Consider the following 14,589-nt stretch of genomic DNA (forward strand, 5'->3'; position numbering starts at 1 on the left):
GCCTACTTCTCATTCGGCTCGATGAGCGCCGGAGTCCTCGTCCGGCGGACCCCGCGCGGTGCGACGGCGCTGCGCGGCCGGGTCTGGCGGCCCACCCCGTACCAGGTCGCCGGCTTTCTGTTCTGGCTGGTGATGTCGCTGGCGTACTGGCGGGTGCCGCTGTGCTGTGACGCCGGGCAGCACGCGGCGGTCGTCGAACGCCTCAAGGACGACCTGCTCCACCCCCGCCATCCGACGGCGGACCTGCCGGGCGCGGGCAGCCCCTACTACTCGCCCTACGCCGTCGCCCAGGGCGCGTTCGCGCGGCTGACCGGGCTGAGCGGCTGGGAGGCGGTGCGGCTCGCCGGGCCGCTGAACCTGCTGGTGCTGCTGACGGGCCTGAACCGCTTCGTGCGGGTGCTGACGCCCCGCCCGTGGGCGCCGGTGCTGGCGCTGGCCGCCATGACGCTGCTGTGGGGGGTCGAGCGGGCCTGGTGGAGCGGGTATCTCGGGCTGATGTCGATGACGGGCACGCTGCCCTACCCGTCGGCGTTCGCGATCGGGCTGACCTTCTGGGCGTGGGCCTGGACGGGGGCGCGGGCCCGGGCCGGCCGGCCGGTGCGGTTCGTGGGGCCCAGCGGACTGCCGGGCCTGGCCGGCTACGCGGGGCTCGGCGCGCTGTACGGGCTGATCCTGCTGATCCACCCGATCACCTCGGTGGCGGCGGTGCTGGGCGGGCTGGCGCTGGCGGCGGGATGGCAGCGGGGCTGGAAACCGGTCGTGGCCGCCCGCTGGGTGCTGGCCGGCGGCACGGCGCTGCTGGTCGGGGCGGTCTGGCCGCACTTCGACGTCTTCGCGCTGACCGGTGACACCAGCGTCGACGCCATGCACCGGCGGCTGTACGGGGACCTCGCCGGCCAGTTCGGGCTGGCGCTGATCGGGCTGCCCGCGCTGTGGCTTCGGGCCCGGCGCGTGTCCTGGCGGGATCCGCTGGTGCTGCTGTTCCTGCTGGAGGTGGCGGTGGTGGCGTACGGCTGGCTCAGCGGCCACTACACCTACGGGCGCATCCTGGGCCTCACGCTGGTCCCGTTGCAGTTCGCGCTGGCCGTGGAGCTGGCGGCGCCCCGGCCGTGGCCGGTGTGGCGGCGGGTCCTGGCGGCGGTCGCGGCGGCCGGGGCCTGCGCCGGGTTCCTCACCGTGCAGGCGGGGGCGGTGGTGCCGCGCTCGCTGGATCCGGTGGGCTTCGCGCAGCCGCCGAACTGGCCGTCGTACGACTGGGCCGCCCGGCACATCCGGCGTGGCGAGGTGGTGATCACCGACGGCTACTGGGCCGTGCACGCGATCGCCGGGTACGGCGCGAACCTGGCCGCGCCGACCTGGCCGGACGCGGCGGTGGACGAGCGGGAGCGGCTGCGGCGGGTCGCCGACGTGCGGACCTATCTCGACCCGGCGTCCACCGCCGCCGAGCGCACCGCGATCGCCCGCCGCCACGACGTGCGCTGGCTGCTGCTCACCCGCTGGCGCCAGGTACCCGAGGAGGCGGTCGTGGTGGCGTGGAGCCGGCGGACGGGAGAGGTGCTGGCGCGGCTTCCGGGGTGACGGGCGCCGCGCCGGAGGTCCCGCCCGGGGTTACTCGATGACGAGGTCGACCGGGATGTTGCCGCGGGTGGCGTTGGAGTACGGGCAGACCTGGTGGGCCTGCTCGACCAGCTTGCGGCCGGTCGCCTCGTCCACGGTGTCGGGCAGCTCGACGCGCAGGGTGACGGCGAGCGCGAAGCCCTCGCCCTCCTTGCCGATGCCGACCTCGGCGGTCACCGCGGCGTCGCTGACGTCGACCTTGGCCTGGCGGCCGACGAGGCCGAGGGCGCTGCCGAAACAGGCGGCGTAACCGGCGGCGAAGAGCTGCTCGGGGTTGGTGCCCTGGCCGTTGCCGCCGAGCTGCGCCGGCATGGCCAGCGGCAGGTCCAGCGTGCCGTCGGAGGAGACGGCGCGGCCCTCGCGGCCGTGGGTGGCGGTGGCGACAGCGGTGTAGAGCGCGTCCATGGGAGATCCATCCCTCTCGGGTCGGGGAGCGGCGGTGGAGTCCGGCCGCCGTACGACCAGAAGTGAAGCACACAATTTAGTTGTGCACAACTAAATGGCCCGCAAGAGCTACCCTGGAGACATGACCAGCACGCCCGCGGACGACTGGCTCCGCCTCGACCGCCAGATCTGCTTCTCGCTGAACGCCGCCTCGCGCGCCTTCAACGGCGTCTACCGCGTGATCCTCAAGGACCTCGGGCTCACCTACCCGCAGTACCTGGTGATGCTGGTCCTCTGGGAGGACGGCGACCAGCCGGTGAAGAAGCTCGGCGAACGGCTGCGGCTCGACTCCGGCACCCTCTCCCCGCTGCTCAAGCGGCTGGAGACGACCGGGCTGGTGCGCCGCGAGCGCAGCGCCCGCGACGAGCGCTCGGTCGAGGTCCGGCTCACCGGGGAGGGCGCCGCGCTGCGCGCACGCGCCGCGGAGGTGCCGCGCCGGATCGCCGCCGCGACCGGCTGCGGCCTCGACGAGATCAGCGCCCTGCGGGACCGCCTCGCCCGGCTCACCGGCGCGCTGGACGCGGCACTGGCGGCGGAGACGGCGCGGACGGCGACGCGTTAGGGGGTTGTTCACGGAGATGGGACCGGCGCCGAGCGGAGCGGGGCATACATCGTTCGTCCGGCCGCCATCCCCTGCTGAGGACCCCTCCGCCGATGCCCCTGACGACCCGCCGCCTCCTCGGCCTCGCCGCCGCCTGGCTCGCCACCCGTGCCCTGATGCTCTGGCTGCTCGTCCACGACGCCGCTCCGCCGCTGGGGGGCATCCCGGTCGCGCGGGAGGTGTGGCGGCTGTACCGCGGCTGGGCCGGCGTCCTGGCGGAGGGCACCTTCCCGGTGGACGACAAGCTGTGGCAGTACCCGCCGGGCGCCGGTCCGGTGCTGGTGTCGCCCACGCTGCTGCCGGGGCTGGACTACCTCCAGGCGTTCGTGCTCCTCACCCTGGCGGCGGACGCGCTGATCCTGGCGGCGCTCGCCCGCGCGGGGACCCGGCAGGGCCGCACCCTGCTCGGGGCGGCGCTGTGGACGCTGGGGCTGCCGCTGCTGCTGCACGTTCCGCTGGTGCGCTACGACGTGCAGGCCACCGCCCTGGCCGTCGTCTCCCTGCTGACGCTGACACGCTCCCCGCGCGTGGGCGGAGCGTTCGCCGCGCTGGGCGCCCTGGTGAAGGTATGGCCGGCACTGGCACTGGTGGGGGTACCGAAGGGGCGGGAGACCCGGCGGGCCTGGGGGTCCGCGGTGGTCACGGGGACCCTCGCCCTCGGTGTCCTCGCCGCCGCCTTCTCCCACCCCCTGGCCTTCCTGCGCCAGCAGGGCGGCCGGGGCGTGCAGATCGAGTCCTTCGGCGGCGCCCTGCTGGGCCTCGCCACGCACGCCGGGTGGCCGGGGCGGGCGGGGTACCGGTACGGGGCGCTGGAGTTCACCGGCCCGTACGTGGACGCGGTGGCCACCGCCTCCCTCGTCCTCACCGCCGTCGCCTTCGCGCTCCTGCTGCACTGGCGGATGACCGCACGGCACTGGACCGAGGCGACGCCGTACGACGCGGCGCTGACCGCCGTGCTGCTCTTCACCGTCACCAGCCGGGTGCTCAGCCCGCAGTACCTCGTCTGGCTGCTCGGCCTGGCCGCCGTCTGCCTGACCTCCCGGCGGACCTCGCAGCGCCCGGTCGCCGCGCTGATCGTGGCCGCGGCCGCCGTCACCGCGCTGGTGTATCCCATCCTGTACGACGAGGTCGCGGCGAGCACCGCCACCGGCTGCGTCCTGATGACCGTCCGCAACGGCCTGCTCGGCGCGGCCGCCGTCCTGTCCCTCGTCCGGCTACGCCGCGTCACATCGATGTCACGCAGTGCCCCCGCGCCTGCTTCACTGAGGGCGGAGCACACCCATCGGGCCCCCACGGGGGCCGCCGACTGACGAGGGGACGGCCGCACATGACCTGGCTGATCACCGGCGGCGCCGGATACATCGGGGCGCACGTCGTCCGCGCCATGACCGAGGCGGGCGAGCGCACCGTGGTCTACGACGACCTGTCCACCGGGATCGCCGAGCGCGTCCCGCCGGGTGTGCCGCTGGAGGTGGGCTCGACCCTGGACAGGGAGCGGCTGAGCCGGGTGCTCGCCGGCCACGGGATCACCGGGGTGGTGCACCTGGCGGCGAAGAAGCAGGTCGGCGAGTCGGTGGACCTGCCGCTGCGCTACTACCGGGAGAACGTGGAGGGCCTGCGCGTCCTGCTGGAGGCGGTCACCGCGGCCGGTGTGCCGTCCTTCGTGTTCTCCTCCTCGGCCGCCGTCTACGGCATGCCGGGCGTCGACCTGGTCACCGAGGAGACGCCCTGCGCCCCGATGTCGCCGTACGGCGAGACCAAGCTGGCCGGCGAATGGCTGGTCCGCGCCACCGGCCGGGCCACGGGTCTGTCCACGGCGTCCCTGCGCTACTTCAACGTGGCGGGCGCGGCGGCCCCCGAACTGGCCGACACCGGCGTCCTCAATCTCGTCCCCATGGTCTTCGAGAGGCTCACCGAGGGCGCTCCGCCGCGTGTCTTCGGCGACGACTATCCGACGCCGGACGGCACCTGCGTGCGGGACTACATCCACGTCGTCGACCTGGCGGAGGCCCACGTGGCGGCGGCCCGCGCGCTGGAGGCGTCCCCCGGCCGCGACCTCACCCTCAACGTCGGGCGCGGGGAGGGTGTCTCCGTCCGGGAGATGATCGACCGGATCAACGCGGTCACCGGCTACGACCGCCCCCCGACCGTGACTCCGCGCCGTCCCGGCGACCCGGCCCGCGTGGTCGCCTCCGCCGAGCGGATCGCCACCGAGCTGGGCTGGAAGGCCAGGTACGACGTCCAGGACATGATCACCTCCGCGTGGGAGGGCTGGGTACGGCTGCGCCCGGAGGCGGCGCGGAACTGAGCCCCTCCCTGGGCCTGGCCGAGCCGGCCCGGCGGCTGGAGCCGCAGGACGGGGTCAGAGCGCCTTGAGGGCCTCGGCGGTCGCGTGGGACAGCGCCGCCAGATAGCCCTTGGGGAGCTTCGGGCTGCGGATCACCACCGCGCGCCAGTACAGCGGGCCCGAGATCAGGTCGAGCGCCAGCTCGCCGTCGAGGCCGGCGCGGACCTCGCCGCGCCGCTCCGCCGCCGCCACGATCTTCAGCGCGACGCCCTCCTGCCCGTCCCGCAGCGCCTTCCGCATCGCCTCGGCGATCTCCGGGCTGCGCGCCGCCTCCGCCTGGAGGTCCGGGATGACCTGCGAGGCGATCGGGTGCCGCAGGGCACGGGACGTCACCTCGTACAGCAGCCGCAGATCCGACTCCAGCGAGCCGGTGTCCGGCGCCGGCAGCCCCTGCACCGCGATCGCCGAGACGATGTCCAGCACCAGGTGCAGCTTGGAGCGCCAGCGGCGGTACACGGCCGTCTTGCCGACCCCCGCGCGGCGGGCGATGCCCTCGATCGACATGCGCGCGTAGCCGACCGCCGCCAGTTCCTCGAAGACGGCCGCGCGGATGGCTTCCGTCACATCCTCGCGGAGCACCGCCGCACCTGCGGGGGTACGGCGCCGCGGACGCGGCTGGGGGCCGTCGGCGTTCGTCGTCATGCGGGACAGCATAGAACGTCACGACGAAACGGTTGCGTTCCGTCGTCCATTCGGCCTACGCTCACGTTGCGACGATACGGTCCCGTCCCGACGTAAGAGAACACCGCCCGAACCCCGGGTGAACGCCGGGCGCGCAACCCATCCCCGACCGAAAGCAGCGGATGTGAGCCAGGTCCTCGACACACCGCCCCCGACGACGGCCCGGACCACCACCCCGGCCCCGGCCGACGCCGACCTCGCGGCCCTCGCCGCCCGCCACGGCCTCACGGTCAGCGGCGCCCGCCCCTCCCTCCCGGCCTACGTCCGGCAGCTGTGGGCGCGCCGCCACTTCATCGCCGCCTTCTCCACGGCGAAGCTCACCGCCCAGTACAGCCAGGCGAAGCTGGGCCAGGTCTGGCAGGTCATGACCCCGCTGCTGAACGCGGCGGTCTACTACCTGATCTTCGGTGTGCTGCTCCAGACCAAGAAGGGCGTGCCGGACTACGTGCCGTTCCTGGTCACCGGCGTGTTCATCTGGACCTTCACGCAAAGCTCGCTGCTGGCCGGCACCCGCGCCATCTCCGGCAACCTCGGCCTGGTCCGCGCCCTGCACTTCCCGCGGGCCGCGCTGCCGATCTCCTTCTGCCTCCAGCAGCTCCAGCAGCTGATGTTCTCGATGGCGGCACTGATCGCGATCCTGCTGGCCTTCGGCGTACCGCCCACCGCGTCCTGGGGGCTGGCGATCCCGGTGCTGGTGCTCCAGTTCATGTTCAACGCGGGTGTGTCGATGATCCTCGCCCGGTTCGGCGCGAAGACCCCGGACGTCGCCCAGCTCATGCCGTTCGTGCTGCGCACCTGGATGTACGTCTCGGGCGTGATGTGGAGCATCGACCACGTCCTGAGCAGGCACACCGACCTGCCGTCCTGGGTGGCTCCCGTCCTCCAGGCCAACCCGGCCGCCGTCTACATCGACCTGATGCGCTTCGCCCTCATCGACAGCTTCCACGCGAGCCGGCTGCCGCCGCACGTGTGGCCGCTCGCGACGGGCTGGGCGCTGCTCGCCGGGGTCGGCGGTTTCATCTACTTCTGGAAGGCTGAGGAGACGTACGGCCGTGGCTGAGAACCCCTCGCGCGACAGCGCGCAGACCGGCGACGCGAAGATCCCCACCGTCGTCGCCGATCACGTGGACATCGTCTACCGGGTCAACGGCACCGGCGCCGGCCGCGGCTCGGCGACCGCCGCGCTCAACCGCATCCTGCGGCGCAAGCAGTCCGAGAAGGCGTCCGGGGTGCGCCGGGTGCACGCGGTGCGGGACGTGTCCTTCGTGGCGTACAAGGGCGAGGCGATCGGCCTGATCGGCACCAACGGCTCCGGCAAATCGACTCTGCTGAAGGCGGTCGCCGGACTGCTCCCGGTGGAGAACGGCCGGATCTACACGGGCGGCCAGCCCTCCCTCCTCGGTGTCAACGCGGCGCTGATGAACGACCTGACCGGCGAGCGCAACGTCCATCTCGGCGGACTGGCGATGGGCATGTCACGCGAGCAGATCAGGGAGCGCTACCAGGAGATCGTCGACTTCTCCGGCATCAACGAGAAGGGCGACTTCATCACCCTGCCGATGCGCACGTACTCCTCCGGCATGGCCGCCCGGCTGCGGTTCTCCATCGCCGCCGCCAAGGACCACGACGTGCTGCTCATCGACGAGGCGCTGGCCACCGGCGACCGCTCCTTCCAGAAACGCTCCGAGGCCCGCATCCGCGAGCTGCGCAAGCACGCCGGGACGGTGTTCCTGGTCAGCCACAACAACAAGTCCATCCGCGACACCTGCGAGCGGGTGCTGTGGCTGGAGCGCGGCGAGCTGCGGATGGACGGGCCGACGGAGGAGGTCATGAAGGAGTACGAGGCCTTCACCGGTGAGAAGACGGCCAAGCCGAAGCCCAAGGCCAAGCCGAAACCCAAGGCCAAGCCGCCCGCGGCCACCCACCAGCCCGAACCGGCCGCGGCCGACCCCGAGCCCCAGTCGTCGGCCGCCCCGAAGCCGGAGCCGAAGACCGCCGTCGCCCCCTGAGCCGCCCATCGCCGCCGTGCGGGGTGCCCGGCGCGGCGCGGCCCGACCGGCTCAACCCGGTTATCCCTTTCATCCGATCGGTGCCACGATGACCGAATAGGCCATGCCGTGTGAGGCACCCGAACGTGTGAAGGGAGTCCGCCGTGCCACCGCAGCTCAGCATCGTCGTCCACGGCCCGAACACCCAGGGCCATCTGACCGGTCTCCTCGACTCCCTGGGCGCCGACCCGGCCCCGGACATCGAGGTGATCGTGGCTGCGGTCGGCGACTGGGCCCGGGAGACGGCCCGCGAACACGCCCCCGGCGCGGTGCTGCTCCCGCTGCCGGACGGCACCGGGGACGCCGAGGCCCGGGCGGCGGGCGCGGACCGGGCGTCCGGGCGGTGGCTGCACTTCGTCCACGCCAAGGACGGTCTGCCCGCGGGCGCCCCCGCCCTGCTGGCCGCCCGCGCCGCCGAACTCCCCGACACCGTGGACGTCCTGCTCTTCGACCACGTCCGCACCACCTGGCAGACCTCCGGCGCACCGTCGTACGACAGCCGTCTGCTGGCCCGCGCGGGCCGCGCCGAGACCGCCCTCGACGATCTGCCCGCCCTGCTCCGGCTGACCCCCATGCTCGGCAACCGCCTGATACGAGCCGGGCACTGGCGCGCCCACGCCGCCGTCCTCGGCGCCGAGGACGAGGCGTACGCCGCGCACACCGCCCTGCTCACCGCCGCGCGGATCGCCTGCTTCAACCACGCCGGCTTCGAACACCGCCTGCTGCGCCCGGAGAGCGTTCCGCCGCGCACCCTGGACGACCACCTCGCCGTCCTGGACCGCTACGAGGCCCTGCTGGAGGCCACCCGCGCCCGCACGGCACCCCACGCGGTCCTGTACCAGCTGATGATCCGCGACAGCCTGCGGACCTTCGTCCGTGCGGGCATGCCGGAGCGGGACGCGCGGGCCTTCTTCCACCGCGCCTCCGAGGCGGCCCGCAGGTGGCACCCCGAGGGCCTGCGCCACCCGGCCGGACCGGAGGGACTGCGCCGTACCCTGCTCGAAGAGGACGCCTACACCCGCTACCGCGCCCTGCAGAACGCCAACCACGCCCGCCGCGCGGCCAGAACGGCTCTCCGCGCGGGCAAGCGGCAGCTGCGCACACAGGTCCGCGGCCTCCAGTACCGCAGGTCGCTCGCCCGCCCGGTCGACCCCAACCTGGCGGTCTTCTCGGCGTACTGGAACCGCGGCGTCGCCTGCAACCCCGCCGCCATCGCCGCCAAGCTCGCCGAACTCGCTCCGCAGATCCACCCGGTGTGGGTGGTCGCCCCGGGCCGGGTGGGCCTGCTGCCACCCGGCACGGACCATGTGGTGCCCGGCAGCCGCCGCTACTGGGAGGTGCTGGGCCGTGCCAAGTTCCTGGTCAACAACGTCAACTTCGCCAACGCGGTGGTCAAACGCCCGGACGCGGTGCACGTCCAGACCCACCACGGCACCCCGCTCAAGCGCATGGGCCTCGACCAGATGCGCTACCCGGCCACCGCCAAGGGGCTGGACTTCGCGGCCCTGCTGGCCCGGATCGACAAGTGGGACTACAGCGTCTCCGCCAACGGCCACACCACCCGGATGTGGGAGCGCGCCTACCCGGCGCGGTACGTCTCCCTCGACCACGGCTATCCGCGCAACGACGTCTACTACACCGCCACCGCCGCCGACATCGCCGCGATCCGCGCCCGCCTCGGCATCGCCCCCGGCCGCCGCGCCGTTCTGTACGCCCCCACCCACCGCGACTACGAGGCCGGCTGGACCGCGCGCCTGGACCTCGCCACGCTCGCCGAACGACTCGGCGAGGACACCGTGCTGCTGGTGCGCGCCCACTACTTCCACGCCTCCACCGCGACGGCACTCACCGGGCTGCGCCGCGCGGGCCGCGTCCTCGACGTCTCCGCCTACGAGCCGGTCGAGGAGCTGTGTCTGGCCGCCGACGCGCTGATCACGGACTACTCGTCGATCATGTTCGACTACGCCAACCTGGACCGCCCGATCGTCATCCACGCCGACGACTGGGAGACGTACGTGGCGACCCGCGGCGTCTACTTCGACCTGATGGCCGGGGCCCCCGGCCCGGTGGCCCGCACCCAGGGCGAGCTGGCCGACGTCCTCACCTCGGAGGCCTGGCGCGACGACGAGGCGGCCAAGGCGCGCTCGGTGTTCCGGCGCCGGTTCTGCGAGTACGACGACGGCCGCGCCGCCGAGCGGGTCGTACGCCGGGTCTTCCTGGGCGAACCCGAGGACGCCCTGCCCCCGATCCTCCCCGTCGACGAGCGCACCCCCGCGCCCACCCCGCAGGAGGCGACCGCGTCATGAATCCGGAAGCCGCGGAATCCCCGGAGTCCATGGAATCCCCGATGGCGGCGCCGGCCGCGCAGGCCCCCGACGCATTCGAAGCACGCGACGCACCCGACGCACCCGACGCAACGGTCGTGGTGATCGTCTACAACGACGCCGAACGCCTCCCCCGCGCGGTGGCCTCCGTGCGCCGCCAGACCCACGCCGACATCGAGATCGTCATCAGCGACGACCACTCCACGGACGCCACCCCGGAGGTGGCCCGGCGGCTGGCCGCGGAGGATCCCCGCATCCTGCATCTGCGTCTGGACCGGAACAGCGGCGGTTGCAGCGTGCCCCGCAACCGTGCGCTGGAGATCGCCCGCGCCCCGTATGTGATGTTCCTGGACAGCGACGACGAACTGCCGCCGAACGCGGTCGAGTTGCTGCTCGCCGCGCACCGGGAGCAGGACGTCGACTTCGTGATGGGCGCGGTGGAGCGGGTCCGCGCGGACACCGGGAACCGCGGGCGCTGGATGCCGCACCTGGTGGCCGAGCGCCGTACCGTGCCCGGCATCGACGCCGAACCGCGGCTGTTCTTCGAGCACCTGGCGACCAGCAAGATGTACGCCCGCGCCTTCCTCGACCGCCACGGCCTGCGCTTCCCCGAGGGCATCCACTACGAGGACCAGCTCTTCTCCGCGCAGGCCTACTGCCTGGCCCGCGCCTTCACGGTCATCCCGGAGCCGGTCTACCGCTGGTACATCGCCCCGCACGCGTCCGGCGACACCGCCTCCATCTCCAACCAGCGGCACAAGCTCGACAACGTCCGCGACCGGGTGCACGTCCAGCGGCTCGTCGACGACTTCCTGACCGAGAGCGGGCACGGCGCGCTGCACGAGGAGAAGGACTACAAGTTCCTCAAGCACGACTTCCGGATGTACGCAGGCGACCTGCCGGACCGCGACGAGGAGTGGCTGACGGAGTTCGCGGAGATCGTCAACCCGTACCTCGCGACGCTCACGCCGGGCGCGTACGCCCGTCTCCCGCGCCCCGAACGCGTGGTGCTCCAGCTGGTGCGCGAGCTGCGCCTGGCGGACGCGCGGCTCGCGGCGCGCGGCCTCGGCCACGGGGTCGGCCCGCGCGCGGTGGTCACCGGCGAGGACGGCCGTACGTACTGGGGCGACCGCGTCCCGGACTCCGAGTGGGCGCGCCGCGAGCTGGACCTGTCCGAGCTGGCCCCGGACACCTGCCCCTTCCCGTACGCCCTGCTCCGGCACGAGGTGACCGAGATCGCGCCCGGCCCCGGCGCCTCGGTGGACCTGGCCATCCGCACGTACGACCCGGCGCTGCGCCTCCCCGTCGGACCGCACGCCGCGACCCTGCTGCTCTCCCCCGGGCGCCGGCGCATGACCGTGCCGTTCCGGCTGTCCCCGGTGCGTCCAGGGGTCTACGAGGGCCATGTCCACGTCGATCTGGCCGCCGCCCCGATCCCGTTGCACGGCTTCGACGGCGCCCGCCATCCGGTGCTGCGCCTGGAGCACGGGGGAACGTACCACCGGGGCGTCCTGCTGGCCCCGGAGAGCGCCTTCCGGCCGCTGGCCGCCCGCGTGGAGTACCACTCCGGTGCCGCCCCGCACCAGGTCACCGTCGAACCGGAGGAGCGCGGCACGGGCCGGCTCCAGGTCCGCTGGCGTCCGTCGGGCCTGACCGCGCGGGTGGTGCGCCCGGTGGTACGGCGCCTGGCCCGGCCCCGGGTGCGCCGCGCGGCCCGCCTGCTGGCGAGCGCGCTGCGCTGAGCACCCGGCCGTCATGAGAAGCGCCCCGGACCGAAAGGCCCGGGGCGCCCCGTCACGTCACACCCCTACGAATGCGTCCGCAGCAGCGTCCGCATCGTCCGCATGGCCACCGACAGGTTGGCGAGGTCGAAGGCGTCCGAACCCTGGATCTCCTCCAGGGTGGTGCGGGCGCGCCCCAGGATCGCCGCGTTCCTCTCCTGCCAGCCCTTGAACCGCTGCTCCGGCGTGGAGCTGCCGTTGCCCACCGCCAGCACATCGGCGGTGAGGGCGGCGTGCGCGGCGAACAGGTCCTCGCGGATCGCCGCGCGGGCCATGGACTGCCAGCGGTCGGCGCGGGGCAGCTCGATGATCCGGTCCATCAGCTGGGTGATGCCGAGGCGGTCGGCGAGGTCGTAGTAGACCTCGGCGACGTCCAGCGGCTCCTTGCCCATGCGGTCGGCCACCGACACGATGTCCAGCGTCGGGAACGCGGACGAGAACCCGGCCACCCGCGTGGCCAGCTCGTCCGGCACCCCCGCGCCGGTCAGCTCGTCGTGGATCTTCTGCCACCACTCCAGGTCCGCGCCGCGCAGCAGCTTCGGCAGCTCGTTCCAGACCTGCTCCACGCGCTCCTCGAAGAACGAGACGGTCTCGGCGAGCTGGAGCGGCTGCGGCCGGTTGTTGAGCAGCCAGCGCGTGCCGCGCTCCACCAGCCGGCGGGAGTGCAGCCGGATCCGGGTCTGCACCTCGGCCTCGACCTTGTTGTCCAGGGCCTCGACCGCGTCCCACACGTGGGCGGAGCGGAAGATCGTGCGGGCCGCGGTCTGCGCCCGGACGATCTCCTCCAGGGACGCACCGGTCTCTTCGCGCAGCCGGTGCAGATACGTCGTGCCACCGGTGTTGACCGTGTCGTTGACCAGCACCGTCGTGGTGATCTCACGGCGCAGCGGGTGGCCGTCGATTCGGTCGCCGAACTGCTCGCGCAGCGCGGTCGGGAAGTAGCAGTGCAGCAGCCCGCGCAGATACGGGTCGTCCGGCAGCGAGGTGTGCAGCAGCTCCTCGGCGACCGTGATCTTCGTGTAGGCCAGCAGGACGGCCGTCTCCGGGCCGGTCAGGCCCTGGCCCTGGGCGAGCCGCTCGCGGATCTGGCGGTCGGTGGGCATGAACTCCAGCGCCCGGTCGAGGTGACCCTCGCGCACCAGGTGCTTCATGAAGCGCTGCTGGGCGTGAAGCATGTCCCTGGACTGGGCCAGCGCGTTGGCGATGGCGGTGTTCTGCGCGTAGTTGTTGCGCAGCACCAGCTTGCCGACCTCGTCGGTCATGTCGGCGAGCAGCCGGTTGCGCTGCTTGACGGTCATGTCGCCGTCCGTGACCAGGCCGTTGAGCAGGATCTTGATGTTCACCTCGTGGTCGGAGGTGTCCACGCCCGCGCTGTTGTCGATGGCGTCGGTGTTGATCCGGCCGCCGTGCAGCGCGAACTCGATCCGGCCGAGCTGGGTCAGGCCCAGGTTGCCGCCCTCGCCGACCACCTTGACCCGCAGGTCCTGGCCGTCGACGCGGATGGCGTCGTTGGCCTTGTCGCCGACGTCCGCGTGGGACTCGGTGGAGGCCTTGACGTAGGTGCCGATGCCGCCGTTCCACAGCAGGTCCACCGGCGCCTGGAGGATCGCCTTCATCAGCTCGGCCGGGGTCAGCTTGGTGACCTTGGCCTCGATGCCGAGGGCCTCGCGGATGTGCGCGTTGACCGGGATCGCCTTGGCGGTGCGCGGGAAGACGCCGCCGCCGGCGGAGATCAGGTCGGTGTCGTAGTCGGCCCAGCTGGAACGGGGCAGCTCGAAGATCCGGCGGCGCTCGGCGTAGGAGACGGCCGCGTCCGGGTTCGGGTCGATGAAGATGTGCCGGTGGTCGAAGGCGGCGACCAGGCGGATGTGCTCGCTGAGCAGCATGCCGTTGCCGAACACGTCACCGGACATGTCGCCGATGCCGACGACCGTGAAGTCCTCGCTCTGCGTGTCCACGCCCATGTCGCGGAAGTGCCGCTTGACGGACTCCCAGGCGCCGCGCGCGGTGATGCCCATGCCCTTGTGGTCGTAACCGGCGGAGCCACCGGAGGCGAAGGCGTCGCCCAGCCAGAAGTTGTAGTTCTCGGCGACCCCGTTGGCGATGTCGGAGAAGGTCGCGGTGCCCTTGTCGGCCGCGACGACGAGGTAGGTGTCGTCACCGTCGTGGCGCACTACCCGCTCGGGCGGGACGACCTTGCCGCCGACCAGGTTGTCGGTCAGCGACAGCAGCGCGCCGATGAAGAGCTCGTAGCAGGCGATGCCCTCGGCCATGACCTCGTCGCGGGTGGCTCCCTCGCGGAGCGGCCGCTTGAGCACGAAGCCGCCCTTGGCGCCGGTCGGCACGATGACCGTGTTCTTGACCATCTGCGCCTTCACCAGGCCGAGGACCTCGGTGCGCAGGTCCTCCCGACGGTCCGACCAGCGCAATCCGCCGCGCGCGACCGCGCCGAACCGCAGGTGGACGCCGTTGATCCGTGGCGAGCTGACCCAGATCTCCCGCCACGGCCGTGGCTCGGGGATGTCCGGCACGCCCGACGGGTCGATCTTCAGCGCCAGCGGCCCGTCGGCGTAGTAGCTGGTCCGTAGGGTGGCGACGACGGCGGAGAGCAGCGCGGTGAGCACCCGGTCGGCGTCGAGCGAGGCGACCTCGCCGATGGAGGCCCGCAGGGCCTGCACGAGCTCCTCCTGGCGCACTCCGCGGCCGGTGGAGCGGTCCGGGGAGAAGCGGATCTGGAACAGCGCCA

General features: G+C 72.9%; 11 protein-coding genes. 8 read left to right on the forward strand and 3 right to left on the reverse strand.

What is annotated here, in order from left to right; translation table 11 throughout:
• The first annotated feature begins 21 nt into the window (after positions 1–21).
• Positions 22–1,578: a hypothetical protein gene (locus VE614_RS13560; RefSeq protein WP_324936187.1), complete on the forward strand. Its 1,557-nt coding sequence runs from the start codon at positions 22–24 to the stop codon at positions 1,576–1,578.
• A gap of 30 nt (positions 1,579–1,608) precedes the next feature.
• On the opposite strand, the gene VE614_RS13565 is transcribed toward VE614_RS13560, so the two are convergent.
• On the reverse strand, positions 1,609–2,022 hold the full coding sequence (locus tag VE614_RS13565; RefSeq protein ID WP_324936189.1) for an organic hydroperoxide resistance protein: 414 nt from the start codon (positions 2,020–2,022) through the stop codon (positions 1,609–1,611).
• Positions 2,023–2,143: 121 nt separating this feature from the next.
• Between VE614_RS13565 and VE614_RS13570 the strand changes: the two genes are divergently transcribed.
• From VE614_RS13570 to galE, 3 genes are all read left to right on the forward strand, one after another.
• Positions 2,144–2,623, forward strand: coding sequence for a MarR family transcriptional regulator (locus VE614_RS13570; protein WP_324936191.1), 480 nt, complete (start codon positions 2,144–2,146; stop codon positions 2,621–2,623).
• A gap of 92 nt (positions 2,624–2,715) precedes the next feature.
• A complete protein-coding gene (locus tag VE614_RS13575; RefSeq protein WP_324936193.1) occupies positions 2,716–3,972 on the forward strand; it encodes a glycosyltransferase 87 family protein in 1,257 nt (418 codons plus the stop codon).
• A 17-nt stretch (positions 3,973–3,989) separates the two neighbouring features.
• The gene (gene galE, locus VE614_RS13580; protein ID WP_324936195.1) at positions 3,990–4,970 is read left to right on the forward strand and encodes a UDP-glucose 4-epimerase GalE; all 981 of its coding nucleotides are present in this window, start codon (positions 3,990–3,992) and stop codon (positions 4,968–4,970) included.
• Positions 4,971–5,024: 54 nt separating this feature from the next.
• Here galE and VE614_RS13585 read toward each other — a convergent pair whose 3' ends face one another.
• Positions 5,025–5,663, reverse strand: a complete 639-nt coding sequence (locus VE614_RS13585; RefSeq protein ID WP_324936198.1) for a TetR/AcrR family transcriptional regulator — start codon at positions 5,661–5,663, stop codon at positions 5,025–5,027.
• 151 nt (positions 5,664–5,814) lie between these two features.
• Here VE614_RS13585 and VE614_RS13590 point away from each other — a divergent pair, with 151 nt between their 5' ends.
• The 4 genes from VE614_RS13590 to VE614_RS13605 all read left to right on the forward strand — a co-directional run bounded on the left by VE614_RS13590 (position 5,815) and on the right by VE614_RS13605 (position 11,804).
• Positions 5,815–6,750 (forward strand): ABC transporter permease, encoded by a 936-nt coding sequence (locus tag VE614_RS13590; protein WP_324936201.1) that lies wholly within the window; start codon positions 5,815–5,817, stop codon positions 6,748–6,750.
• A complete protein-coding gene (locus VE614_RS13595; RefSeq protein ID WP_324936203.1) occupies positions 6,743–7,699 on the forward strand; it encodes an ABC transporter ATP-binding protein in 957 nt (318 codons plus the stop codon). Before VE614_RS13590 ends, VE614_RS13595 begins: the two co-directional genes overlap by 8 nt.
• Positions 7,700–7,842: 143 nt before the next feature.
• The gene (locus VE614_RS13600; protein WP_324936205.1) at positions 7,843–10,044 is read left to right on the forward strand and encodes a CDP-glycerol:glycerophosphate glycerophosphotransferase; all 2,202 of its coding nucleotides are present in this window, start codon (positions 7,843–7,845) and stop codon (positions 10,042–10,044) included.
• A gap of 41 nt (positions 10,045–10,085) precedes the next feature.
• The gene (locus VE614_RS13605; RefSeq protein WP_324936214.1) at positions 10,086–11,804 is read left to right on the forward strand and encodes a glycosyltransferase family 2 protein; all 1,719 of its coding nucleotides are present in this window, start codon (positions 10,086–10,088) and stop codon (positions 11,802–11,804) included.
• A gap of 65 nt (positions 11,805–11,869) precedes the next feature.
• Here VE614_RS13605 and VE614_RS13610 read toward each other — a convergent pair.
• On the reverse strand, positions 11,870–14,589 hold a 2,720-nt coding region (locus VE614_RS13610), incomplete at its 5' end, for an NAD-glutamate dehydrogenase domain-containing protein (RefSeq protein ID WP_324936206.1).

Origin of the sequence: Streptomyces sp., from assembly GCF_035645055.1 — a bacterium.
Lineage (GTDB): Bacteria > Actinomycetota > Actinomycetes > Streptomycetales > Streptomycetaceae > Streptomyces.